General features: G+C 72.0%; 20 protein-coding genes. 12 read left to right on the top strand and 8 right to left on the bottom strand.

Going from position 1 to position 23,132, the window contains the following annotated elements:
* The first annotated feature begins 47 nt into the window (after nucleotides 1–47).
* The 3 genes from ABH920_RS16010 (at nucleotide 48) to ABH920_RS16000 (ending at nucleotide 3,248) form a co-directional block, all read left to right on the top strand.
* Nucleotides 48–1,913, top strand: coding sequence for an APC family permease (locus ABH920_RS16010; protein WP_370349765.1), 1,866 nt, complete (start codon nucleotides 48–50; stop codon nucleotides 1,911–1,913).
* Nucleotides 1,914–2,102: 189 nt separating this feature from the next.
* Nucleotides 2,103–2,795: a response regulator gene (locus ABH920_RS16005; RefSeq protein ID WP_370349764.1), complete on the top strand. Its 693-nt coding sequence runs from the start codon at nucleotides 2,103–2,105 to the stop codon at nucleotides 2,793–2,795.
* A gap of 117 nt (nucleotides 2,796–2,912) precedes the next feature.
* Complete coding sequence (locus ABH920_RS16000) at nucleotides 2,913–3,248, top strand: hypothetical protein (protein ID WP_370349763.1); 336 nt, start codon at nucleotides 2,913–2,915, stop codon at nucleotides 3,246–3,248.
* Between the two features lie 141 nt (nucleotides 3,249–3,389).
* Here ABH920_RS16000 and ABH920_RS15995 read toward each other — a convergent pair whose 3' ends face one another.
* Entirely contained in the window at nucleotides 3,390–3,710 is a 321-nt protein-coding gene (locus tag ABH920_RS15995) for a hypothetical protein (protein ID WP_370349761.1), read from the bottom strand.
* Between ABH920_RS15995 and ABH920_RS15990 the strand changes: the two genes are divergently transcribed.
* Nucleotides 3,709–3,870 carry a DUF3761 domain-containing protein gene (locus ABH920_RS15990; protein WP_370349760.1) on the top strand — a complete coding sequence of 54 codons (162 nt, stop codon included), beginning with the start codon at nucleotides 3,709–3,711 and terminating at the stop codon, nucleotides 3,868–3,870. The genes ABH920_RS15995 and ABH920_RS15990 overlap by 2 nt on opposite strands.
* Before the next feature lie 53 nt (nucleotides 3,871–3,923).
* Here ABH920_RS15990 and hemQ read toward each other — a convergent pair whose 3' ends face one another.
* From hemQ to hemE, 3 genes are all read right to left on the bottom strand, one after another.
* Entirely contained in the window at nucleotides 3,924–4,682 is a 759-nt protein-coding gene (hemQ, locus tag ABH920_RS15985; protein WP_370349759.1) for a hydrogen peroxide-dependent heme synthase, read from the bottom strand.
* 14 nt (nucleotides 4,683–4,696) lie between these two features.
* Nucleotides 4,697–6,175: a protoporphyrinogen oxidase gene (hemG, locus tag ABH920_RS15980; protein ID WP_370349758.1), complete on the bottom strand. Its 1,479-nt coding sequence runs from the start codon at nucleotides 6,173–6,175 to the stop codon at nucleotides 4,697–4,699.
* Between the two features lie 70 nt (nucleotides 6,176–6,245).
* Entirely contained in the window at nucleotides 6,246–7,259 is a 1,014-nt protein-coding gene (hemE, locus tag ABH920_RS15975; protein ID WP_370349891.1) for a uroporphyrinogen decarboxylase, read from the bottom strand.
* Between the two features lie 306 nt (nucleotides 7,260–7,565).
* Between hemE and ABH920_RS15970 the strand changes: the two genes are divergently transcribed.
* The 4 genes from ABH920_RS15970 (at nucleotide 7,566) to ABH920_RS15955 (ending at nucleotide 11,035) form a co-directional block, all read left to right on the top strand.
* On the top strand, nucleotides 7,566–8,153 hold the full coding sequence (locus ABH920_RS15970; protein WP_370349757.1) for a DUF3000 domain-containing protein: 588 nt from the start codon (nucleotides 7,566–7,568) through the stop codon (nucleotides 8,151–8,153).
* 439 nt (nucleotides 8,154–8,592) lie between these two features.
* A complete protein-coding gene (locus tag ABH920_RS15965) occupies nucleotides 8,593–9,291 on the top strand; it encodes a LuxR C-terminal-related transcriptional regulator (protein ID WP_194919769.1) in 699 nt (232 codons plus the stop codon).
* 22 nt (nucleotides 9,292–9,313) lie between these two features.
* Nucleotides 9,314–10,648: an HRDC domain-containing protein gene (locus tag ABH920_RS15960; RefSeq protein ID WP_370349756.1), complete on the top strand. Its 1,335-nt coding sequence runs from the start codon at nucleotides 9,314–9,316 to the stop codon at nucleotides 10,646–10,648.
* Between the two features lie 159 nt (nucleotides 10,649–10,807).
* Nucleotides 10,808–11,035, top strand: a complete 228-nt coding sequence (locus ABH920_RS15955; RefSeq protein ID WP_370349895.1) for a hypothetical protein — start codon at nucleotides 10,808–10,810, stop codon at nucleotides 11,033–11,035.
* 89 nt (nucleotides 11,036–11,124) lie between these two features.
* On the opposite strand, the gene ABH920_RS15950 is transcribed toward ABH920_RS15955, so the two are convergent.
* Nucleotides 11,125–11,547: a winged helix-turn-helix transcriptional regulator gene (locus tag ABH920_RS15950; RefSeq protein WP_370349755.1), complete on the bottom strand. Its 423-nt coding sequence runs from the start codon at nucleotides 11,545–11,547 to the stop codon at nucleotides 11,125–11,127.
* A 152-nt stretch (nucleotides 11,548–11,699) separates the two neighbouring features.
* Here ABH920_RS15950 and ABH920_RS15945 point away from each other — a divergent pair, with 152 nt between their 5' ends.
* The 3 genes from ABH920_RS15945 to ABH920_RS15935 all read left to right on the top strand — a co-directional run bounded on the left by ABH920_RS15945 (nucleotide 11,700) and on the right by ABH920_RS15935 (nucleotide 15,895).
* Nucleotides 11,700–12,368 (top strand): FMN-dependent NADH-azoreductase, encoded by a 669-nt coding sequence (locus ABH920_RS15945; RefSeq protein ID WP_370349754.1) that lies wholly within the window; start codon nucleotides 11,700–11,702, stop codon nucleotides 12,366–12,368.
* Nucleotides 12,369–12,566: 198 nt separating this feature from the next.
* Nucleotides 12,567–13,781 (top strand): acetyl-CoA C-acyltransferase, encoded by a 1,215-nt coding sequence (locus ABH920_RS15940; RefSeq protein WP_370349753.1) that lies wholly within the window; start codon nucleotides 12,567–12,569, stop codon nucleotides 13,779–13,781.
* Nucleotides 13,778–15,895: a 3-hydroxyacyl-CoA dehydrogenase NAD-binding domain-containing protein gene (locus tag ABH920_RS15935; RefSeq protein WP_370349752.1), complete on the top strand. Its 2,118-nt coding sequence runs from the start codon at nucleotides 13,778–13,780 to the stop codon at nucleotides 15,893–15,895. Before ABH920_RS15940 ends, ABH920_RS15935 begins: the two co-directional genes overlap by 4 nt.
* A gap of 56 nt (nucleotides 15,896–15,951) precedes the next feature.
* Here the strand turns inward: ABH920_RS15935 and ABH920_RS15930 are convergent, their stop codons facing one another.
* The 3 genes from ABH920_RS15930 to ABH920_RS15920 all read right to left on the bottom strand — a co-directional run bounded on the left by ABH920_RS15930 (nucleotide 15,952) and on the right by ABH920_RS15920 (nucleotide 21,774).
* Nucleotides 15,952–17,676, bottom strand: a complete 1,725-nt coding sequence (locus ABH920_RS15930; protein WP_370349751.1) for a GTPase — start codon at nucleotides 17,674–17,676, stop codon at nucleotides 15,952–15,954.
* 1 nt (nucleotide 17,677) lies between these two features.
* Complete coding sequence (locus tag ABH920_RS15925; RefSeq protein WP_370349750.1) at nucleotides 17,678–20,941, bottom strand: GTPase; 3,264 nt, start codon at nucleotides 20,939–20,941, stop codon at nucleotides 17,678–17,680.
* A 98-nt stretch (nucleotides 20,942–21,039) separates the two neighbouring features.
* The gene (locus ABH920_RS15920; protein WP_370349749.1) at nucleotides 21,040–21,774 is read right to left on the bottom strand and encodes a TetR/AcrR family transcriptional regulator; all 735 of its coding nucleotides are present in this window, start codon (nucleotides 21,772–21,774) and stop codon (nucleotides 21,040–21,042) included.
* Nucleotides 21,775–21,926: 152 nt separating this feature from the next.
* Between ABH920_RS15920 and ABH920_RS15915 the strand changes: the two genes are divergently transcribed.
* Nucleotides 21,927–23,099: an acyl-CoA dehydrogenase family protein gene (locus ABH920_RS15915; RefSeq protein WP_370349748.1), complete on the top strand. Its 1,173-nt coding sequence runs from the start codon at nucleotides 21,927–21,929 to the stop codon at nucleotides 23,097–23,099.
* Nucleotides 23,100–23,132 lie beyond the last annotated feature (33 nt).

Raw genomic sequence — 23,132 nt, 5'->3', positions numbered from 1 at the left:
AAGGTGGAGAGCATCGACCCACGTCACACGCCTTGAGGGGAACGCCCGTGACACCGCAAGGAGCCGGCCGCGAAGCGCTCGCGTCCGACGACCCGACCGCCCCGGCCCGCGAGGCCGAGCGGGAGCACGACCGCCTCACCGTCTCCCAGGGCCTGGCCGCGCTCTCCCTGGACGCCCTGGCCTCGGTCGCGTACGGCCCCGAGGCGATCGTCGTGGTCCTGGCCGTGGCCGGCGCGCACGGCCTGGGCTTCACCCTCCCGGTCACCCTCGCGATCGCCGCCCTGCTGGGCTTCCTGACGTTCTCCTACCGCCAGGTGATCGCGGCGTTCCCCGAGGGCGGCGGCGCCTACGCGGTGGCCGGCAAGTACCTCGGGAAGAACGTCGCCCTGGTCGCGGCGGCCAGCCTGATCATCGACTACGTCCTGAACGTCGCGGTCTCGGTCTCGGCCGGCGTCGCCGCCCTCACCAGCGCCTACCCCTCGCTCTACGGCGACCGGGTCTGGCTGTGCCTGGCGGTCCTGGTCCTGATCACCGGCATCAACCTGCGCGGCGTCGCGGAGTCGGCGAAGGCGTTCATCGTCCCGACCGTGCTGTTCATCGTCGCGATCTTCGCGGTGATCCTGGTCGGCCTGGTCCGCTCGCATCCCGCGACGATCCCCTCCGGGCACGTCGTGGCCGCCGGCAGCGCGGAGAGCGTCGGCGTCCTGCTGCTGCTCAAGGCGTTCGCCTCCGGCTGTAGCGCGCTGACCGGCGTGGAGGCCATCGCCAACGCCGTGCCCACGTTCCGCAAGCCCCGGGTCAAGCGTGCCCAGCGCACCGAGTCCGCGCTCGGCGCCCTGCTCGGCCTGATGCTGCTCGGCCTGGCGCTCCTGATCCGCAAGTTCCACGTCGCCCCGGACCCCTCCAAGACCGTCCTGGCCCAGCTCACCGACGCCGCCCTCGGCCACAACGCGGCCTTCTTCGGGGTCCAGTTCGTCACCATGATCCTGCTGGCCCTGGCCGCCAACACCTCCTTCGGCGGCATGCCGGTGCTCACCAGCCTGCTGGCCCGCGACAACTACGCCCCGCACGTGTTCGCGCTGCGCGCCGACCGCCAGGTCTACCGCTGGGGCGTGCTGATCCTGGCCGGCCTCGCGGCGGTCCTGCTGGCCGTCGCCAAGGGCGACACCCAGACGCTCGTCCCGGTGTTCGCGATCGGAGTCTTCATCGGCTTCACCATCTCCCAGGTCGGCATGGTCCGGCACTGGCGGCGCGAGCGCGGCCCCGGCTGGCGCGGCCGCGCGGCGATCAACGGCACCGGCGCGGTGCTGACCTTCGCGGCGCTCGTGATCGAGCTGATCTCGAAGTTCGCCGAGGGCGGCTGGCTGGTCGTGGTCATCGTGCCGCTGCTGGTCCTGGGCATGCTGCGGGTCTACAAGGCCTACCGGATCGTCGGGGAGGTGCTGGGCCTGGGCCGCAAGCCCGCGCCGGCGGTGGAGCAGCAGGCGCTGGTGGTCGTGCCGGTCGGCGCGGTGTCCCGGCTGACCCAGGAGGCGATGTCCGCTGCGCTCTCGCTCGGCGACGGCGTCATCGCGGTGACCGTTCGCTACTCCGACGAGGACGACGCCGCCGAGTGCGAACGCCTGCAGGCCGAATGGCGCGCCTGGCAGCCGGACGTCCCGCTGGAGGTCCTGACCACCCACAAGCGTTCGCTGACCCGGCCCATGGTCGACTACCTGAACCGGCTGGCGGCCACCGCCCCGGCCTCGCCCGGCGGCTTCGAGCGCATCATGGTCCTGATCCCCGAGGTGGAACCGCGCCGCGCCTGGCACCGGCTGCTGCACAACCAGCGCGGCGCCGTGCTGGACCGCGCGATCCGCCGCCATACCGAGGCGATCGTGTGCCGCATGCGATTCCACATCAAGGGGTGGTGATCCCGTGCGCCGCCGACCGGCCTGGTTGAATGGGCTGCGGACCGCCTCTGCCGTGGAGCGCGAGCGCGGGGCGGCCATTTGCATCGAGCCGGCCGGCGTTTGCATCGCGCGAGCACAACCCCTGGGCGGCCTACCGGGACTGTTGACTTGTCACGAGTGCCCGACTTCGGACGAGAACTGAGGGAGCCAGTGACCCGCATCCTGGTCGTCGACGACGAGCCGCAGATCCTGCGCGCCCTGCGCATCAACCTGAAGTCCCGGACCTACGAGGTCGAGACGGCGGCCAACGGGGTCGACGCGCTGGCCAGTGCGGCCCGCCGGCTGCCCGACGCGGTCCTGCTGGACCTCGGCCTGCCGGACATGGACGGGGTCGAAGTGATCCTGGGACTGCGCGGCTGGACCACGGTCCCGATCGTGGTCCTGTCCGGCCGGGCCGACCCGCAGGAGAAGATCCACGCGCTCGACGCCGGCGCCGACGACTACGTGACCAAGCCGTTCGCCATGGAGGAGCTGCTGGCCCGGCTGCGCGCCGTGATCCGCCGCCACCAGCAGGCCAACGCCGGCGTCGCGGGCGCCGAGACCAGCTCGGTGCGGCTGGGCAGCTGCGACATCGACCTGGTGGCGCACAGCGTGGCCCGCGAGGGCGATCCGGTCCGGCTGACGCGGACCGAGTGGGCGCTGCTGGAGATCCTGCTGCGGCACCCCGGGCAGCTGGTCAGCACGGCGCGGCTGCTGGCGGACGTGTGGGGGAACAGCCACACCGGCGAGGCCGGGTACCTGCGGTTCCACATGGCGCGGCTGCGGCGCAAGCTGGAGGACGACCCGCAGAACCCGCGGCATCTGATGACGGAGTACGGGACCGGGTACCGGTTCGTGCCCTGATACGGGTCGGTACCTGATACAGGTCGGTACCCGATGCGGGTCAGTACGTGAAACGGGTCCGTGTTCACCTCGGGATCCCGCTACAACCATCGTGGCCTGTCGGAGGTCTGAGACGGTGTGCGGCAATCCTGGATCCTGACCGTCCTGGGCGTCCTCCTGCTCCTGGGAGCAGCGTACGTCGGCTTCGCCCACTCGCATCTCGACATCGACGTGTCCACCAGCGGCGTCACGGTGGCCCGGATCCGGGTCGACTGCGGATCGCCGCTGTTCCGGCGCTATCCGCTGCCGCCCGGGCTCCAGTACTCGGGCAAGGGGCCGTGCGCGTCGAGCCCGTCGATGACGCGGCAGCTGATCGGCGCGGCGCTGGCCGGCGCGGCCGGGGCCGGGGGCGTGGTGCTCGGGGCGACCGGGCTGGCACGGCGTCCCGATGCGGCGCGGCCGACAGGGCCTTAAGCGTTTCGCCGACGGCCGAACAGTGCCAGGGTGGTGCTCCAGCCGGCTGCGGGTGCCGGCTTTTGGGGAGGGGAACCCTATGCTCCGCCACAGGTGGGCGCTGGTTTTGGCGTGCGCGATCGCGGCTTCGACGGCGGCTTGTCAGTCGACGACCTCGGGCTCGGCTTCGCCGCAGGCGCAGGTCAGCGTTTCGCAGAGTACGAATACGAGCACGAGTCCGGCAGCGCCGTCGAGCACGCACACGGCGGCCGCGGCCGCGGCTCCGACGTCGTCGGCCGCACGGATCGCTCCGACCACCTCGGCCCCGGCCGCCCGGACGTCGTCGGCGGCGCACGCCGCACCGACCACTTCCGCCGCGCACACGTCGCCGCAGCCGCGGATCGCTCCGACGACCTCCGCCGCACCGCCCTCGCACACCACCGCGCCGCCGCCCGCGCCGACCACCGAGGCCGCGAGCTGCATGCACCACGCGACCATCGACGAGGGCACGGCCACCTGCGGCGCCGGCGAACCCCATCCGAGCGGCGCCGGCGCCCTGTGCCACGACGGCACCTACAGCTACAGCACGTCGCCGGACGGCACGTGCTCCCACCACAAAGGCGTGGCCGTCTGGTACTACTGACCTGCGGCACTGACCTGTGGCACTGAGCTATGACACAGACCTATGACACAGACCTACGGCAGCGCCGCGACGATCTCCGCGACCGAGCGCCGCTTCCCGGTGTAGAACGGCACCTCCTCGCGCACGTGCCGCCGGGTCTCCGACCCGCGCAGGTGCCGCATCAGGTCCACGATCCGGTCCAGCGCGTCCGCCTCGAACGCCAGGATCCACTCGTAGTCGCCGAGCGCGAACGACGGCACCGTGTTGGCCCGCACGTCCGGGTACTCCCGCGACATCATCCCGTGCTCGGCCAGCAGGCGGCGGCGCTCGGCGTCCTCCAGCAGGTACCACTCGTAGCCGCGCACGAACGGGTACACCGCGATGTAGCCGCGCGGCGTCTCGTCGGCGACGAACGCCGGGACGTGGCTCTTGTTGAACTCCGCGGGCCGATGCAGCGCCATCTGCGACCACACCGGCTCGGTCAGACGGCCGAACGCGGTGCGGCGGAAGCGCTGGTAGGCGTCCTGGAGCGCGTCGGAGGTATCGGCGTGCAGCCAGAACATGAAGTCGGCGTCATGCCGGAAGCCGGACACGTCGTAGCTCCCGCGCACCACCACGTCGTCCTTGGCCAGCGCCTCGAACAGGGTCTCCACCTCGGCGGCGAGGTCGGCGCGCGCGTCGTCGGATTCCGGCAGGTCCTGCCGCACCTTGAACACGCTCCACAGCGCGTAGCGCGTGACCTCGTTCAGCTCCACCGCGCGCTTGCCGATGCGGACGCTGCTGACCACGCCGCCCGGGCGCTCGTCCTGGGTTTCGTTACCGCTGTCGCTCATGTCGCCATTCTTCCTTATGGGTGTTCCGGGCTCTGCGGCCCGGCACTGATTTCCCGCGCCGCGCGCAGCGCCGAGGCGACGCACGCCGCGATCCCGACGCCGTCGTAGGCCGCCCCGCACACCGCCAGCCCCGGCTGCGCCGCCACCGCCGAGCGGATCCGCTCCACGCGCGCCACGTGCCCGACCGCGTACTGCGGAAGCCCGCCGCCCCAGCGCTGCACGTGCCAGTCGACGGGCTCGCCGAGCGCGTCCGGCGCGCCGATCGCGGTCCGGACGTCGGCCAGCGCCAACGCCGCCAGCTCGCTGTCCTCACGCTGCAGGTCGGCCGCCTCGCGATGCCGTCCCACCGACGCCCGCACCACCGTCTTGCCGGACTCGCCGAGCCACGACCACTTGACGCTGGAGAACGTCGAAGCCTTGATGAACCGTCCGTCCGCCGGCGGTACGAGGAAGCCGCTGCCGGCCGGAAGCGTCGCGCCGTCGAACACGAACGTGGCCAGCGCGACCGAGGCGTATTCGATCCCTGAGAGCTCCGCTGCCGCCTCTGGCGCGGCGTCCTTCAGCAGCCGCGCGGCCGGAGTACCCGGCACCGCCACGATCACCGCGTCGAACTCGTGCGCCACCGGCGAGGGCACCGGACCGGAAACCAGGCGCCAGCCCTCGGCGGTCCGAGTCAGTTCCCTGACCATCGTCTCGCGCCGGATCGTGACGCCCGCGCTTTCGCAGGACTCTGTCAACGCCGCCGGGAAGCGTCCCACGCCGCCGCGGATGCCCGCGAACACCGGTTTGGGGTTGGCCGCACCCGCCTGCGCGGCCAGGATCTTCGACACCGCCTCGTCCAGCGGCTGGCCCGACTCGAACGCCGGCACCAGCGCCGGAACCGCGGCCCGCAACGAGATCTCGTCGGCGTGGCCCGCGTAGACCCCGCCGAGCAGCGGTTCGACCAGCCGGTCCACGACCTCGCGCCCGAACCGCTCGGCCACGAACTCGCCGACCGCGATGTCGTCGGTCTCGGCCTCGGTGCGCAGCCGCGAGCGGGACGGCAGTGCCGGTCCCGCCTCGGCCCGCCGGAGCCCGGCCGCCGACAGCAGTCCGGTCAGGACGCCCGGATCGCCCGGGACGCCCATCAGGTGCCCCCTGGGCATCGGCACCAGCTCGCCGCGGCTCCAGACCGAGGCCGAGGCGGTCGCCGGATGCACGATGTCGTCGGCCAGGCCCACGGCCCGCGCCAGATCGACGGCCTCGGGCCGCCGGTTCAGGATCGACTCCGCGCCCAGGTCCACCCGGACCCCGCCGACCTCGGCGACCGCCAGCTTGCCGCCGAGCCGCGGCGAGCCCTCGAAGACCGTCACGGCCGCGTCCGGCAGCTCCTGCTTCAGATACCAGGCCGCCGCCAGCCCCGAGACACCACCGCCGATCACGGCCACGGTGCCCGGCCTCGATCCGGACCCGCGGCCCGACCTCGAACCCTGAGACGCTGTCTGCTCCGTCATCGCAGCCCCCTGTGTCGCGCCCACCGCCGCGGCCCCTTCCGTGCCTTCCGTGCCGTTCGCGCGCGCCCCTTTAGCGCGCTGAAGCCTCGTGCACCAGCTCGACGACCCGGGTCAGCCGGTCCGGGTCCATGTCCGGCGTCACGCCGTGGCCCAGGTTGAAGATGTGGCCCGGGGTCCGCGCGCCCTCGGCGAGGATCTCGCGCACCCGGGTCTCGATCACCGGCCACGGCGCGAACATCACCGCCGGGTCCAGGTTGCCCTGCACCGCGTACTCCGGCCCGACGCGGCGCGAGGCCTCGTCCAGCGGCACCCGCCAGTCCACGCCGATCACGTCCGCGCCCGCGCCGGCCATCAGCGGCAGCAGCTCGCCGGTGCCGACGCCGAAGTGGATGCGCGGCACGCCGAGATCGGCCACCGAGGCCAGCACCTTCGCGCTGTGCGGCAGCACGTAGCGCTCGTAGTCGCGCGGCGCCAGCGCGCCGGCCCAGGAGTCGAACAGCTGCACCACGCTCGCGCCGGCCTCGATCTGCACCCGCAGGAACGCGGCGCTCAGGTCGGCCAGCCGGTCCAGCAGCGCGGCGAACAGCTCCGGCGCGCCGAGCATCATCGCCTTGGTCTTCTCGTGGTTCTTCGACGGGCCGCCCTCGATGAGGTAGCTCGCGACCGTGAACGGCGCGCCGCCGAAGCCGATCAGCGGGGTCGCGCCGAGCTCGCCGACCAGCTGCCCGACCGCCTCGGTCACGAACCCGAAGTCCGCGGCCGGGTCCAGCGGACGGAGTTGGTCCAGGTCGGAGAAGTCCCGGACCGGGTTCGCGAACACCGGGCCGACGTTCGGCACGATCTCCACGTCCACGCCGATCGCCTTGAGCGGCACCACGATGTCGCTGAAGAAGACCGCGGCGTCCACGCCGTAGCGGCGCACCGGCTGCAGGGTGATCTCGGTCACCAGGTCCGGGCGCAGGCAGGAGTCCAGCATCGGGATGCCGGCGCGCACCTTCCGGTATTCCGGCAGCGAGCGGCCGGCCATGCGCATGAACCAGACCGGGGTGTGGCCGACGGGCTCGCGGCGTGCGGCGCGGACCAGGTCGCTGTCGGCGGCGGCGCCGCGGGAGGCGCCCGGGGCGGCCTCGCCGCGCGGGGCCGGGACCTCGGTGACGGTCACGCTGTCATGCACGGCTTCGCTCCTGTCGTCGGTCACCCTTTGATGGTCGCACGTTCGCCGGGGTGGCTGATGCCCGGGTCTTGCTGTTTTGCGGACGGTTCCCGACGAGGTGTCGGCATGGCCGGCGTCCGGGGTCCGGCGTCGGGCGCCCCGTGCCGGCGCTTCCTGTCGGCCCGGTGCCAGCGCGCCTCCCGTCGGCCGCGAGCCGGGGCGGCGTACGCTTCACCCATGGCATCCAGCCGCGCGGGCGACCCGCGGGAGTTCGCGGAGGCCGTCGCCGCCCTGTCGGCGGCGTCGCCGCCGGCCGCGATCGAGCTCGACGAGCTGCCGGCCCCGGTGAACCTGGCCCCCTTCACGCACGCCGTCGGCGGCGGCGTGGTCGTCGGCGAGGAGGACCTGGCCACCGGCCGCCTGGTGCTGCTGCACCGGCCCGGCGGGCACGAGGAGTGGCGCGGCGCGTGGCGGGTCGTGGTGCTGGTCGAGGCGGACCTGGAGGCGGAGATCGCCGAGGACCCGCTGCTGGCCGAGGTCGCCTGGTCCTGGCTGATGGACGCGCTGGCCGAGCACGGCGCCCCCTTCGTCGCGGAGAGCGGCACGGTCTCCCGGTCGTCCTCGCGCGGCTTCGGCGGCTTGTCCGGCCGCCCGGCGACCACCGCCGTGGAGGTCCGGGCGTCCTGGACGCCGGTGCCCGGTCCGGACGGCATCGACTTCGCCGCGCATCTGCAGGCCTGGTGCGCTCTGATGATGATGTGCGCGGGTCTGCCGCCGGAGTACGAGGGCGTGGCGAACCTGCCGCCGGCCGGGTCGCGGCGCTGACTTCGGCTACTCCGGCGCCTTCAGTTTCTTCCTGTACTCCCGGTACTTCCTGATCGCCGGTCGCTCCAGCCTCATTGTGTTACGTGGCGCTCACCTGATCAGCCCAGCCGGTTCCACCGGACGGCCCAGCCCCGGACCCCTTGAGTCCGTCGCGCCCCATCGGTCGCGGAACTGCACGTCCGACGCTTGCGGACCGGCTTGATCACTCTGAGTCACTGGCCCTTGCCTAGGGTCACCGTGATCCGCCCCAGGTCGCGTCACCGCAGCTCAGAGCGCATTTTCCGATAATCATATGCCCGACACCATCCCGTTCTGTGAACTTGCGGGCATTAGCCCTAAAGGTGCCTGCTTGATCTGCCGATGACCTGAATGGACCGATCCGCTACCGGCGGACGCGGCCGCTGAGCACAAGCTCGCAGCACCCCCAGGAGGAGGTTCGGTGTCGGTACTCGTCGACAACACCGCCAACCTGATCGCATACCGGCCGGCGCGGCTGACCGCGATGGTCGTCGTGGCCGACCCCCGCGTACGCCAGTCGGTGACCCGGCACCTGTGGGCGCTGGGCGTCCGCGACGTCCTCGAGGCGCAGACCGCCGCCGAGGCACGCAGCCGGATGTCCGCCACACGCGATCTGGCCGTCGTGGACATCCACCTGCCGGACGGGTCCGGCCTGCAACTGCTGGCCGAGATGCGCGCGGCCGGCTGGGCCGGCGGTCTGGCCGTGTCCGCGGCCGACGACGCCGGGGCGGTCCGTGCCGCCCTGGCCTCGGGCGTCCGCGGCTTCGTCATCACCGGGGCGCGCCCGGTCACCGCCGGGCGCCCGGGGCTGACCGGCGTGCACGCCGCCAGCGCCAACCGGGTCCGCCCGACCGGCGGCCTGCCACCGGGAGCGGCCGCCCTGGCCGGGGCGAACGGCGCCGCGCAGGCCGCGCACGCCGGCTGCCGCGACCTGTCGGCGCGCGAGATCGAGGTGCTGCGGCTGGTCGCCGACGGCCGCTCGAACAAGGCCATCGGACAGGCCATGGGGCTCTCGGCGCTGACCGTGAAGAGCCACCTGGCGCGCATCGCCCGCAAGCTGGGCACCGGCGACCGGGCCGGCATGGTCGCGGTCGCACTGCGCGGCGGGACCATTCACTGACGGCGGTCGTTACTGTAAGGGCGTGACGAGTTCCAGTACGCCGGGCGGACCGGCGAGCCCCGAGCAGACCCCGAAGGCCGCCGAAGCGCCGCTCGGCCTGGTCCCGCTGCTGGAACCGCGCGAAGGCCTGCCGCCGGTCACCGACACGGCGCCGGCGCTGGCCGCCGCCGTCGAGGCACTGGCGGCCGGCACCGGCCCGGTCGCCGTGGACGCCGAACGGGCCAGCGGCTACAAGTACAGCCAGCGCGCCTACCTGGTCCAGATACGCCGCCAGGGCGCCGGCACGTTCCTCATCGACCCGATCGCCTGCCCGGACCTGTCGGCCCTGGCCGGCGACGGCCCGGCCCTGGCCGGCGCCGAATGGGTGCTGCACGCCGCCTCCCAGGACCTGGCCTGCCTGGCCGAGGTCGGCATGCACCCGCCGACCCGCCGCGAGGACGGCACCGGCGGCCTGTTCGACACCGAACTCGGCGCCCGCCTCGGCGGCCACGAGCGCGTGGGCCTGGGCCCCCTGGTCGCCGAAGTCCTGAAGCTGGAACTGGAGAAGGGCCACTCGGCCTCCGACTGGTCCACCCGCCCCCTCCCGGAAGCCTGGCTGCGCTACGCGGCCCTCGACGTCGAAGTCCTGGTCGAAGTCCGCGACATCATCGAGGACGAACTCCGAGCGGCCGGCAAACTCGACTGGGCCCACCAGGAGTTCGACGCCGTAGCCAGCGCCCCGCCGCCCAAACCCCGCGCCGAACCCTGGCGCCGCACCTCCGGCCTCCACAAAGTCCGCCGCCCCCGCCAACTAGCGGTGGTCCGAGCCCTCTGGGAATCCCGCGACGAACTGGCCCGCCGCCGCGACATGACCCCCACCCGCGTCCTCCCGGACCAGGCAATCATCGACGCCGCCCTGTCCCTCCCAGGAACAGCCGCCCAGATGCGCACCATCCCCGGCTTCAGCGGCCGCATGCGCTCCGGAGACGTCCCCCGCTACTTCGAAGCCCTGACCCGCGCCCGCCAACTAAAGGACGGCGAACTCCCAAAGCCCGGCGCCGCCCCCTCCGACGGCCCACCCCCAGTCCGCGCCTGGGCCGACAAGGACCCGGCAGCAGCGGAGCGCCTGACAGCGGCCCGCGAAGCAGTCGGCGCCCTGGCCGCGCAGCACACCCTCCCGGTGGAGAACCTGCTGGCCCCGGACTCCCTGCGCCGCCTGTGCTGGACCCCACCGGTAGTCGACCCGAGCAACGAGCAGGTGGCGGCCTTCCTGGCGGCCGCCGGCGCGCGCCCGTGGCAGGTGCAGCTCACGGCACCCACGATCGGTGAGGTACTGCGGGAGGTGGCGGGGCGGGCGGCTGCTGGGCCGGGGGAGTGAGGTTTTTGGTCTGATCGGGCGGTGTTTCGGCCGGGGGCCTTCTTTCGGCGGTTGACTGTTCGGGACGATCGATACGAGGGTGGTTTGACCCCCGGCTGGGGCGGGGTGCGCGCGCCGCCCCGATCAGCCCGCGGCAGCCCCGGCATCGTAAGCATCCCGATGCTTCTCGACCCGCTCGGCGAGAAGTTCGGCACGGTGTTGGTGATCGTGGATCAGCTGGCGAACATCGGTGCCCTGCGCCTCATGGCCGAGGCCTGTGACTGCGGTTGCGAGGTGGCCTATTTGCCGGGTGCTGGCGATGCGTCACGCGGCGGCGTCCAACGCATTGCCATCACCGCGCCCGAGCCACCGCAACCGAATCGCGCGTCCGGCCTGACAGTCAGCTGATCAACACATGCGCGCCATTGCGCCCCGCCCAGGCCCGCATCGACGCGTCGGACGTGGCCCCGAAGACCTATCGCCGCGCGCCGCCCCGATCAGCCCGCGGCCGCCCCCGCAGCCCCCGCAGCCCCCGCAGCCCCCGCATCGTAAGCATCCCGATGCTTCTCGATCCGCTCAGCATTGTCCGCGGCCCAGTTCACCAACTCCAGCACCGGCACCAGCAAACTGTGCCCCATCTCCGTGAGCTCGTACTCCACCCGCGGCGGCACCTCGGCGTAGACGGTCCGCGAGATCAGCCCGTCCCGCTCCAGTTGCCGCAGGTTCAGCGTCAGCATCCGCTGGGAGACCCCGCCGATCGCCATCTGCAGCGCGCCGAACCGAAGCGGGCCCCGATTCAGATTACCGATGATCATCAGGCCCCACTTGTCGCCGATGCGGTCGAGCACGCTGCGCACCATCCGGCCCTCCGGCCCGACCTCCTGGCAGGCGGTCGGCGGGTCCAATCTTGTCTCCGCCATCTCCTCTGATCCCGTTCCTTCCTCGCGGGTCGACCAGGACGGTTACCTCAATGTGCCTGGCCGCACCTCGATGTGCCTTTTGTAGAGACTTCAACAATCACTCATCATGATGCCACGCACAAAAGGTAACCATCGAGCTGAGGGAGTATTCCGTGGCTTCTTTGCTGCACATCGACGCGTCTCTGTTCCCGGGCGGGGCCTCCGCCTCCCGCACCGTCACCGCCGCGTTCGCCGACGCCTGGCGCGACGCGCACCCGGACGGCACCATTGTCTACCGCGACCTGGCCGCCGAGCCGCTGCCGCACATGAACGCGACCACCGTCTCGGCGGCGTACGCCGATCCGGCCACCCACAACGAGGCCCAGGCCGCCGCGCACGCCGCCCGCCTGGCGCTGATCGAGGAGGCCGAGAACGCCGACGCGATCCTCATCGGCGCCCCGATGTACAACTTCGGCCTCGCCTCCTCGCTGAAGGCCTGGATCGACCACGTCATCCTGGCCGGCCGCACCCTCGGCGAGGGCACGCAGTCCCTGGCCGGCAAGCCGGTCGTGATCGTGGCCTCCCGCGGCGGCTCCTACGAGCCCGGCACGCCCCGCGAGGGCATGGAGTTCGTGAAGAACTACCTCGCCGGAGTCCTCTCCGCGCACCTGGGTGTTACGCCGGAGTTCATCACCATCGAGCTGACGCTGGCCCCGACCGTCCCGGCGATGGCCGAGCTGATCCCGCTGGCCGAGGCGTCCCGCGCCGCGGCCCTGGCCGACGCCGACGCGAAGGCGCGGGAGCTGGCCGCGAAGCTGTCCGGCGAGCCGGTCGCGGTCTGACACCCCCCCCGCAGCCCCGTTCACCAGGCGCGCACGGGGTGGTGGCGAAGCAATCGCGGAGTGCGGCCCTATCCAAGCGGGCCGCACTTCCGTCTCCCGACCACCCCGTGACCGCACTCACCTCACCCCGCGCTCGCCGAACCTTGTTACTCGTGAGTAGCATGGTCGCAGAACCGTTCCGCGTGGAGGAGAGCCAACGTGCCTCAGACCCAGAGGGCCGTCCGACAAGTAGTCTTCGTCGACGGCGTCCGTACCCCGTTCGGCAAGGCGGGCCCCAAGGGCGTGTATGCCGAGACCCGGGCGGATGACCTGGTCATCCGCTGCATCCGCGAGCTGCTGCAGCGCAATCCGCAGCTCCCGGCCGACCGCGTGGACGACGTGGCGATCGCCGCCACCACCCAGATCGGCGACCAGGGCCTGACCCTGGGGCGGGTCGCGGGGCTGCTCGCGGGCCTGCCGAAGACCGTCCCCGGCTACTCCATCGACCGCATGTGCGCCGGTGCGATGACCGCCGTCACCACCACCGCCGGCGGCATCGCCTTCGGCGCCTACGACGTGGTCGTCGCCGGCGGCGTCGAGCACATGGGCCGGCACCCGATGGGCGAGGGCGTCGACCCCAACCCGCGGATCGTCGCCGAAAAGCTGGTCGACCCCTCGGCGCTGGTCATGGGCTCCACCGCGGAGAACCTGCACGACCGCTACCCGGAGCTGACCAAGGAGCGCTGCGACGCCTTCGCCGCCGCGTCCCAGGAGAAGTACGCCAAGGCCCTGGCCGCCGGCAAGTTCCAGGACGTCCTGGTCCCGATGTCCGCCCGGCACGCCGAGAACGGCTACGCCCTGGTCACCGCCGACGAGCCGCCCCGCCCCGGCACCACCGTCGAGGACCTCGCCGCGCTGAAGACCCCCTTCCGGGTCCGCGGCCGCGTCACCGCTGGCAACGCCGCCGGCCTCAACGACGGCGCCACCGCGTGCCTGCTGGCCGCCGAGGACGTCGCCGAGGAGCTGGGCCTGCCGGTCCGCATGCGCCTGGTGTCCTACGCCTACGTCGGCGTCGAGCCGGAGGTCATGGGCATCGGCCCGGTCCCGGCCACCGAGAAGGCCCTGGCCAAGGCCGGCCTGACCATCGAGGACATCGGCCTGTTCGAACTGAACGAGGCCTTCGCGGTGCAGGTCGTGGCCTTCCTCGACCACTTCGGCATCGCCGACGACGACGAGCGCGTGAACCCCTTCGGCGGCGCCATCGCCATGGGCCACCCGCTGGCCTCCTCCGGCGTCCGGCTGATGACCCAGCTGGCGCAGCACTTCGAGGAGCACCCCGAGGTCCGCTACGGCCTGACCTCGATGTGTGTGGGTATCGGCATGGGCGGCACGGTCATCTGGGAGAACCCGCACTGGAACGGAGAGTCGAAGTGACTCAGGACCTGACAGCTCTGGCCACGGAGCTCTTCCCGGACGAGGTCGTCACCAAGGCGCCGGTCCAGTTCTTCGACCTGCCCGGCCACTCCGGCAGGTTCGCGCTGATCACGCTGGACAACGGCTTCGACCACACCAAGCCGAACACGTTCGGCCCCGGCGGCCTCGTGCAGCTGGGTCAGGCCATTGACACGGTCGAGGCCGCGGCCAAGAACGGCGAGATCGTCGGCGTCGGGGTCACCGGCAAGCCGTTCATCTTCGCCGTCGGCGCCGACCTCAAGGGCGTCGAGGTCGTGAAGAACCGCGACCAGGCCCTGGCCATCGCCAAGGCCGGCCACGACACCTTCAAGCGCCTGTCCGCGCTGCCGGTGCCCTCCTTCGCGTTCGTCAACGGCGCGGCCATGGGCGGCGGCGTCGAGGTCGCGCTGGCCTGCACCTACCGCAGCATCTCCTCCGGCGTCCCGGCGCTGGCCTTCCCCGAGTGCTTCCTCGGCCTGGTCCCCGGCTGGGGCGGCTGCACGCTGCTGCCGAAGCTGATCGGCCCGGACGCCGCGGTCACCGTCATCATCGACAACGCGCTGTCGCAGAACCGGATGCTCAAGGGCCCCAAGGCCTTCGAGCTCGGGATCGCCGACGTGATGTTCGAGCCGGTCGCCTTCCTGGAGGAGTCGCTGGCGTGGGCCGAGCAGGTCATCAACGGCTCGATCGCCATTGAACGCAAGCAGTTCACGGCCGAGGACTACGCCGCCGCCGTGGCCCGCGGACGTCAGGTCGCTGATTCGAAGGTGCACGGCGCCGCCCCGGCCCCGTACCGCGCCCTGGACATCATCGAGAAGATGGCCACCGGCTCGAACGACGAGGGCTTCGCGCTCGAGGACGAGGCGCTCGCCGACCTGATCATGACGAACGAGCTGCGGGCCGGCCTGTACGCGTTCAACCTGACTCAGAAGCGTGCGAAGAAGCCGTTCGGCGCGCCGAGCAAGGACCTGGCACGGCCGGTGACCAAGGTCGGCGTGGTCGGCGCGGGCCTGATGGCCTCGCAGTTCGCGCTGCTGTTCGTGCAGCGGCTGCAGGTACCGGTCGTGATGACCGACATCGACCAGGAGCGCGTGGACAAGGGCGTCGGCTACGTGCACGAGCAGATCGGTCTGCTCCAGCTCAAGGGCCGCCTCAACCAGGACCAGGCGAACCGTCTCAAGGCACTGGTGTCCGGCTCGCTGACCAAGGACGCGTTCGCCGACGCGGACCTGGTCATCGAGGCCGTGTTCGAGGAGATGTCGGTCAAGCAGCAGGTGTTCGCCGAGGTCGAGGCCGTGGTCCGGGAGGACTGCGTGCTGGCCACGAACACCTCCTCGCTGTCGGTCACCGAGATGGCCTCCAAGCTCCAGCACCCGGAGCGGGTCGTCGGCTTCCACTTCTTCAACCCGGTGGCCGTGCTGCCGCTGCTGGAGATCGTGCGCGCCGAGCAGACCGACGACGCCTCGCTGGCCACGGCCTTCGCGGTCGGCAAGACCCTGAAGAAGTCCTGCGTGCTGGTCAAGGACGCCCCGGCGTTCGTCGTGAACCGGCTGCTGACCCGCTTCCTGGGCGAGGTCACCGCGGCGGTGGACGAGGGCACGCCGATCGACGTCGCGGACCGCGCGCTGGAGCCCCTGGGCCTGCCGATGTCGCCGTTCGTGCTCCTGGAGCTGGTCGGCCCGGCGGTCGCGCTGCACGTCGCCGAGACCCTGCACACCGCCTTCCCGGACCGCTTCCAGGTCTCGCCGAACCTGGCGAAGCTGGTCGCGGCCGGCAAGAAGGCGATCTACAAGTGGGACACCGGCGTCCCGGTCATCGACCCGGAGGTCCTGGAGCTGTTCCAGCCCGGCGACTCGCCCTCGACCGAGGAGCAGCTCCGCGACCGCGCCCTGAAGGCGATGGCGCAGGAGATCGACCTGATGCTCAGCGAGGGCGTGGTCGGCGAGGCGCAGGACATCGACCTGTGCATGCTGCTCGGTGCGGGCTGGCCGTTCCACCTCGGCGGCATCACGCCGTACCTGGACCGCGCCGGGGTGTCGGAAATCGTGACCGGCCACCGATTCCTGGCCCCGGGAGTGGCTTCTCTCCCTGAATAAGGGTACTTAGAATGGAGGTGCCCCTGCCCCCCGCCGGGCAGGGGCACGCTCTTTTCTCAAGTCTTCCTGACAAGTCCCTGAGTCAGGATCCATGCTCTGACATACCGTTCATGTTCCGCGACGAGCGGTGTGAACAGCAGTTGTTCGGCCGCGCCCCGCACCCTTTCGGTCATGCGTTCGGCCACTTTCACCCGCAGCCGCGCGGCGGCCCGCCGTGCGGCCGGACGGCACGCCAGGTCCACCAGCGCCCCGGCGACGAGGGCCACGACCGCCACGAGCAGCGGGAACGGCACCGGACCGGTGTCCGGCAGGCTTGAGTCCCCGCCGCCGCCGGACGCGGCGTAGGCGATGGCGCCACCGACGCCGACGAGCGCCGCGGTCATCAGCATCCAGTGCAGCACCTGCACGGTGGTCCACCAGCGGGGGACCAGCCGCGGCCCGACCTCCGTGCCCGACAGCGTGGCGTCCAGCGTCTCCGACAGGCTCCTGACGCAGCGATCCCCGATGCGCCGCATCTCCTTGGCCCACGGCGCTGGCATGCTCTCGGCGACCCGGTCCACGGCGTCCGCGACGGCGTGCTCGACATCCCCGTGCTGGATCGGCGGCGGCGCGGGCTCGCCGGCCACGGCACCGGCCCAGGGGGTGTAGCGGGCCGCCTCGCCGCCCCGGAGACGGGATATCAGGGTCATGACGGCGTGCCGGACCGGCCAGCCGGTGACGGCCGCGGCGCGGCGGCGGTAGGTGGCGTCGATGAGGTCTGACAAAGCCTGCATGCTGGTGCTGTCGCCGATGGCCAGGAGCGCGGCGGATTTCGCTTGCGGCGAAAGGCTTTCCGGCGCGCGGCCGTCCCGGGGTGCGAGCTCGGCGGCGATGAGCGTGGCGGCGCGGTCGACGTCCGCCTCGCTGCGCAGGAGGGCGGCTTGTTTCCGGCGGACGCGGGTGACTATCAGCTCTCTGAGTTGTTGCAGACCCTCGCCGGTGCGCGTCGACGTCAGGAGAATCGGCACGTCGGTGAGCCCTGATTCAGTGAGGATCCTTCCAAGATCCTCGGCGCACGCTCGCGCGTCGTTCGCCGACAGCTCGTCGCTCTTGTTCAGGACGACGACCAGCGTCTCCTGGTGGTGGCTGAGGTGGCGGAGGTAGCGCTCGTGCCAGGAGGCGTCGGCGTACTTCTGCGGGTCGGTGACGAACAGGAGCAGGTCGGCGGCGGCGGTGGCCTTGTCGGTATCGTCGCGGTGCGCGCGGACCGCCGAGTCATGATCTGGCAGGTCTATCAAGACCAGCGGCGTGAGTTCCGGCTCCGCACTTCGACTGGCTCCATCCAGCAACGACCCTCGCAGCATCCTGTTATTCGTCGCGACGCCGATGCGGTCCAGGAGCGCGGCGGCGGCTTCGGCGTGCTCGGGATCCCAGATGCAGGCCAGACCGGTCGTGGTAGTCGGTCGTACGGCGCCGACCGGAGCGAGTTCGAAGCGGATCAGGGCATTGAAGAGCGACGACTTGCCACTGCCCGTCGCCCCCGCGATGGCGGTCACGACGTGGTCGGGGGACAGGGCGATGCGCTCGTGGACGCGTCGCAGAATGCGGTCCGCCTCCTGCGCGGTGAAGTCGGACAGGCGCTGGTCGGTCTCCTTCAGAAGAGCTTCGAGCCGGCCCAGCCGCCCGGTGAGGACCCTCGACCCACCACCGATCGCCGGCATCGGAGCGCGCGGGCGATCGGGCGCGGCCTCCGGCTCCTGCCTGGCCTCAACGTCCACGATCCCCATATCGCCTTCGCCCATCTCAGTCTCCCTCGTTCCGGGCCCGAGCCACCGCCGCGCGGGCCTCGGCGAGTGCCTGGGCCTGGCGGGGGTCGAGGGTGTAGGCGGCCAGCTGCGTGTGGTGGGGTTCGCAGGCACGGTCGAGCAGGCGTGCGTTGCCGTCTTTGAGCGCGGTGGTGGCCGTCGTCAGGAGACGGTCGGCGTCTTCGTGCCCGAACATGGTGCGCAGGAGCCCCTGAGCGGCGGTCGCAGCGGGATCGGCCTCCCCATTGCCGGTCTCGTTCCCCGCCAGCGCCGCGACCCCCAACACCAACGCCGCACTGCGGATATGCGCACCCGCCGGCCCGATCGTGCGCGTCGTCCGCCGCGAGTGTCCCTGGTCGAGGATGAGCGTCGGCAGATGATCAAGCCACTCAGCGGCGGCCCGCGCCGGATCGGTGGCCCGCCGCGTGGCGTCGTCGACCGGCCCCGGCTCCGGCGCGCCCGGCGTCAGCTCCCACTGGTCGACGGTCTTGCGCGCGGCCCGCTCCAACGCGGCGCGATACCCGCGTGCCACGGCCTCCACGAGCGCAGCGCGCAGCGGTGCGGTGGTGGCGTCATGCGCCGCCGGGTTGTGAAAGCGCGCGCTCCAGTCCGGCTCAGCCTTCTTGCGCCTCTTGCGCTTCCGCCCGGCATCCTCCGCCTCGAACAGGGCACTGACACGCCCCGAACCCAACAACTCCTGCCACCGGATCCGCACCTCACCCCCCAACAACTCCCCACCATCCACCGCACCCCGAAACCTCACCCGTTCAGCGGTATGCACTCTCTCCAAACCCTGATGCAATACCTGTAGAGCAAGCCGCTGCCCCTCCCAGGCATCAGCAAGCTCACCCACGAGCCTGTCAACGGAATCGAGCCGCCCGGCCACCCCGAGCATCCCGATCCGCCCCCGCCCCGCGGTGTCCGCCCCCGCGTCCCTGAGCCACCCTCGCAGCCCCGCCACCGCCGCCTCCGGCACCAGCGGGGTCTCGTCGACGACCACCGGCGCAGACCGAGACGGAGCCTCAGCTCCACCACGAGCCCCTGCCCCGGATTCGCCCAAAGCCCCCATCCGCACACCCACACCCGCCCCGGCCCCGGAACCCGACCCCAACCCAGACCCCGGCCCAGGCTCACCGCCGGACCCCGGGTCAGACCCACCCCCGGAACCCGGGCCAGACTCACCCCCGGAACCCGGGCCCCACGCAGACCCACCCGCAGCCCCAATCCCCGTCTCCCCGGCAGGCCCCGAGCGCTCAGGCCCGCCGTCCCCATAGCCGCCCTCGCCCGGGGCGCCACCCCCAACCCCAGCCCCGCTCTCACCCTGCCCTCCGTCCACGCCGAGAGCACCGCTGCCGCCAAGGACCGCGCCCCGGGCCCGGGCCCCCTTCTCGCCCACCCCGACACCCGTGCCCACCCCACCGTCCCCACCCGCACTCACGGCCGCGCCCGCACTCCCAGCGTCCCGCGCCGCCCCGTCCCCACCAAGTTCCGCCGCTGGCCCCGATCCGCCCCCGGCCTGCTCAATGCCCTGCTCCGCGTCGCCCAGGCCTCGCTCGTCACGCTGTGCTGTGCCCGGCTCCGAGCCGCCTCCGGGCTGCTGCGTGTCGCCAGCGCCCTGCGACACGCCGAGCACCATGTTCTGGGGTCGGCTATGCGCTTCACTCTGCGATCCGTGCTGCGTCCCCGCCTGCCCACCCCGAACCTCCTCCACCACGAAGAAGGGAACCGCCCCCAACCCATTCACCCGCAACAACTCGACAAAGGCCGCAGCAACCTCCTCCGCGACCTCCACCGAAACCCGCCCCAACACCACAACGATCGGAGCCCCCGAAGCGAGAACCCGCCGCAACACCCGCCACACCGCAGCATCCGCATAGCGCTCCGCGCTCACGACCACCACAACGACGTCCGCGGCCCCGACGACCGCCACGTCGCCATCAACCGTGTCCACCAGCGCGACACCACGAGGGAGGGAGGGGGAGGGGAGGGGGGAAGAAAGCAGAGAAGCCAGCTCCGACCCCACCCGCGCACCCAATCCCGCCGCGCCGTGCCCGCGATTCGCGTCAGCCCGATCCGCCGCGCCACGCTCGCGGTCCGCCTCGGCCTGGCCTGCCGTGCCGTGCTCGCGATCTGCCTCGGCCCGATCCGCCGTACCGCGCTCGCGGTCGTCCTCGGTCTGGCTTGCCGCGCCGCGCTGGCGGTCTGCCTCGGCCTGGCCTGCCGTGCCGTGCTCGCGATCTGTCTCGGCCCGATCCGCCGCGCCGCGCTCGCGATCTGCCTTGGCCCGATCCGCCGTACCGTGCTCGCGGTCGGCCTCGGTCTGGCCTGCCGCGCCATGCTCGCGGTCCGCCTCGCCCCGATCCGCCGCGCCGTGCTCGCGGTCCGCCTTGGCCTGGCTTGCCGTGCCGTGCTCGCGGTCCGCCTCACCCGGATCCGCCGCGCCGTGCTCGCGGTCCGCCTCGGCCTGGGCTGCTGCGCCGCTCCCGTGGTGCGCCTCGGTCTGGGCTGCCTCCGACCGTGACTCGCCGCGTATCGCTGGCTCCTCCGCGGGCACCGACACATCGGCCGGTACCAACGGGGCATCCGCTGCCATCGCGCCGGTCGCCGGCACCGATTCGTCGGCTGTCAGCTGTGTCCCCGGCCGCTCCGGCAGGACCGGCGCCTCCGCAGGCAGTGCTTCCTCGACTGGTACCAGCTGTGTTGGCGAAGGCGGCGGCCCGAGCGCGTTCGCGTTCTCCGCCAGCCCGCTACCCGCCTCGTCTGAGCCGGCTTCGTCACCGTCAGCCAGCTCGCCAAGCGGCCCCGCGCCCTCGCGGCCCGCAACGTTCCCGCCATCCGGACCGCGCAGTTCTTCAGCATCACCGCTGCCGTCCTCACCCACGTCCGCCGACACCCCGCCGCCCAAATCCGCCGGGTTGCACACCAGCACCGGCGTCCGCGTCGTCGGCCGTAGCGGCCCCGTTGCCGAGACGGTCGCGCCGGCGAGGGCGTTCAGCAGCGTTGACTTGCCGACGCCGGTCGGGCCGGCCAGGGCGCACAGGAGTGGCGCGTCCGGGGTGCGGAGTCTGGGGAGGATCGCCGCGTTGAGGATGTGCTCGATCTCCGTGCGGGCGCGGCGGGCCGGTTCGGCCGTGGCGAGGTCCAGGGGGAGGGTGATGGCGGTGACCGCTGCCAGCAGCGCAGTCGTCGCCTCTATGAGGGCGTCCGGCGGTTGCTCGTCGGGGTCGGCTCCGCCGGTCGCCGCGTTGTCTGTGACCGCCACAGCGCGAAGCATGCCGGAAGCGGCGCGTGCGGGGAACCTGGTTGGTGAAATCGCGTCGGGGTCGTGCCGAGCGCACGAATTCACAAGCGGTGGCGCGGCTAGGCCCGTGTGCTGCCAGACGTGTCGGTACGCAGCGCCGTGAAGCGCATCTCCAGCCCGTCGAGCACGGCCGAGAGTCCGACCTCGAACGCCCGGTCGTCGATCTCCCGCTGGTGCTCGGCGAGGAGGTGCGCCTGGTCGAGGTGCGGGTAGACGCCCTCGTAGACCGACGCGTCTGCCGGGAAGCTCGCCGCGAACGAGCCCAGCGCCGAGCCGATCACCAGCGAGCGCATCAGGGCGCCGATGCTCGTCGCCTCGCGGCGCGGCCAGCCGGCGTCGACCAGGCCGCCGAACACCGCGTCGGCGATGTGGAGCTGGGCCGGGCGCCGTCCCGAGCCGCGTGCCAACGCGGGGACCACGTTCGGGTGCGCCGCCAGCACCTCACGATACGAACGCGCCCACGTCGCCAAAGCGCCGCGCCAGGCAGGCTCCTCCTCGCCGCCGGGGCGGGTGCTCCCTGGCCCTGACCCCTCGAAACTCCCCGACCCCTGGGAACTCCCCGACCCCAACCCCTCGAAAGCCGAGACATCCACCCCCGCGACCACGCAGTCGACCACCGCGTCGATCAGCTCATCCTTCGTCGCCACGTGGTTGTACAAACTCGGCCCACTCACCCCCAACTCCGCCGCCAGCCGCCGGGTCGACAACCCCTCCAGCCCCTCGGCGTCGACCAGGGCCAGCGCCGCGGCGACGATCCCGTCGCGGCTGAGCAGCGGCGTACGTGGCCGAGCCATCCGTGCCTCCCTGGAAATGCCTTGGACGTGCCGTGGGTCCTCGTCTGCGAGAACCCAGTAAATCCCCCTGCCAAACCTTGCGCCGCTAGTTTCTCGCGACTACTTTCAAGAAAACTCCCGGCGCTAGTTTCCGCAACCCCGAGGTGTGCCCGATGGACCTGTCCCTCACCGACGAACACGAGGCGATCCGCGCCCTGGCCGCCGACTTCACCGACCGCGAGCTCATCCCGCACGCCGCCGCCTGGGACCGGGTCGAGTCGGTCGACCGCTCCATCGTGAAACGCCTCGGCGACCTGGGCTTCCTCGGCATGACCATCCCCGAGGAGTACGGCGGCTCCGGCGGCGACCACCTCTCCTACTGCCTGGTCATGGAGGAGCTCGGCCGGGGCGACACCGCCGTCCGCGGCATCGTCTCCGTCTCGCTCGGCCTGGTCACCAAGCCCCTGCTCGCCTACGGCACCGAGGACCAGAAGCGCCGCTGGATCCCCCGCCTCACCGCCGGCGACGCCCTCGGCTGCTTCGGCCTCACCGAGCCCGGCAACGGCTCCGATGCCGGCCACCTCAAGACCAGGGCCGTCCGCGACGAGAAGACCGGCGACTGGCTCCTCACCGGCTCGAAGATCTTCATCACCAACGGCACCTGGGCCGACGTCGCCCTCATCTTCGCCCGCACCGGCAACAAAGACGGCCTCCCCGACGACGGCCCCCGCGGCATCACCGCCTTCCTCGTGCCCACCGACACCCCCGGTTTCCAGGCCCGCGAGATCAAGGGCAAGCTCGGCCTGCGCGGCCAGGCCACCGCCGAGCTGGTCCTGGAAGACGTCCGCGTCCCGGACGCGGCCAGGCTCGGCGACATCGGCCAGGGCTTCAAGATCGCCATGTCCACCCTCGACAAGGGCCGCATGTCCGTCGCCGCCGGCTGCGTCGGACTGATCCAGGCCTGCCTCAACGCCTCCGTCGAGTACGCCACCCAGCGCGACCAGTTCGGCAAGCCCATCGCGCACTACCAGCTGGTCCAGGAGATGCTCGCCGACATCTCCGTCGACCTGGACGCCGGCCGCCTGCTGGTCTGGCGCGTCGCCGACCTCATCGAACGCGGCCTGCCCTACGCCACCGCCGCCTCGACCGCGAAGCTCTTCTGCTCCGAGGCCGCCGTCCGCGCCGCCAACAACGCCATCCAGGTCTTCGGCGGCTACGGCTACATCGACGAGTACCCGGTCGGCAAATACCTGCGCGACGCCAGGGTCCTGACCCTTTACGAAGGCACCTCCCAGATCCAGAAGCTGCTGCTGGGCCGCGCCCTGACCGGCGTCAGCGCCTTCTGAGATCATGAGGAATCGGGGTACCCCGAGAAACCC

Origin of the sequence: Catenulispora sp. EB89 (assembly GCF_041261445.1) — a bacterium.
Classification (GTDB): domain Bacteria; phylum Actinomycetota; class Actinomycetes; order Streptomycetales; family Catenulisporaceae; genus Catenulispora.
This window is presented reverse-complemented; position numbering and strand designations above follow the sequence as displayed.

Bases quoted from the DNA above. Each gene is read 5' to 3' on its own strand.
- ABH920_RS15990 (WP_370349760.1), top strand. From the start codon at position 3,709: ATGCACCACGCGACCATCGACGAGGGCACGGCCACCTGCGGCGCCGGC.
- ABH920_RS15995 (WP_370349761.1), bottom strand. From the start codon at position 3,710: ATGCAGCTCGCGGCCTCGGTGGTCGGCGCGGGCGGCGGCGCGGTGGTG.
- hemQ (WP_370349759.1), bottom strand. From the start codon at position 4,682: ATGAGCGACAGCGGTAACGAAACCCAGGACGAGCGCCCGGGCGGCGTG.
- hemG (WP_370349758.1), bottom strand. From the start codon at position 6,175: ATGACGGAGCAGACAGCGTCTCAGGGTTCGAGGTCGGGCCGCGGGTCC.
- ABH920_RS15970 (WP_370349757.1), top strand. From the start codon at position 7,566: ATGGCATCCAGCCGCGCGGGCGACCCGCGGGAGTTCGCGGAGGCCGTC.
- ABH920_RS15955 (WP_370349895.1), top strand. From the start codon at position 10,808: ATGCTTCTCGACCCGCTCGGCGAGAAGTTCGGCACGGTGTTGGTGATC.
- ABH920_RS15950 (WP_370349755.1), bottom strand. From the start codon at position 11,547: ATGGCGGAGACAAGATTGGACCCGCCGACCGCCTGCCAGGAGGTCGGG.
- ABH920_RS15930 (WP_370349751.1), bottom strand. From the start codon at position 17,676: ATGGGCGAAGGCGATATGGGGATCGTGGACGTTGAGGCCAGGCAGGAG.
- ABH920_RS15920 (WP_370349749.1), bottom strand. From the start codon at position 21,774: ATGGCTCGGCCACGTACGCCGCTGCTCAGCCGCGACGGGATCGTCGCC.
- ABH920_RS15915 (WP_370349748.1), top strand. From the start codon at position 21,927: ATGGACCTGTCCCTCACCGACGAACACGAGGCGATCCGCGCCCTGGCC.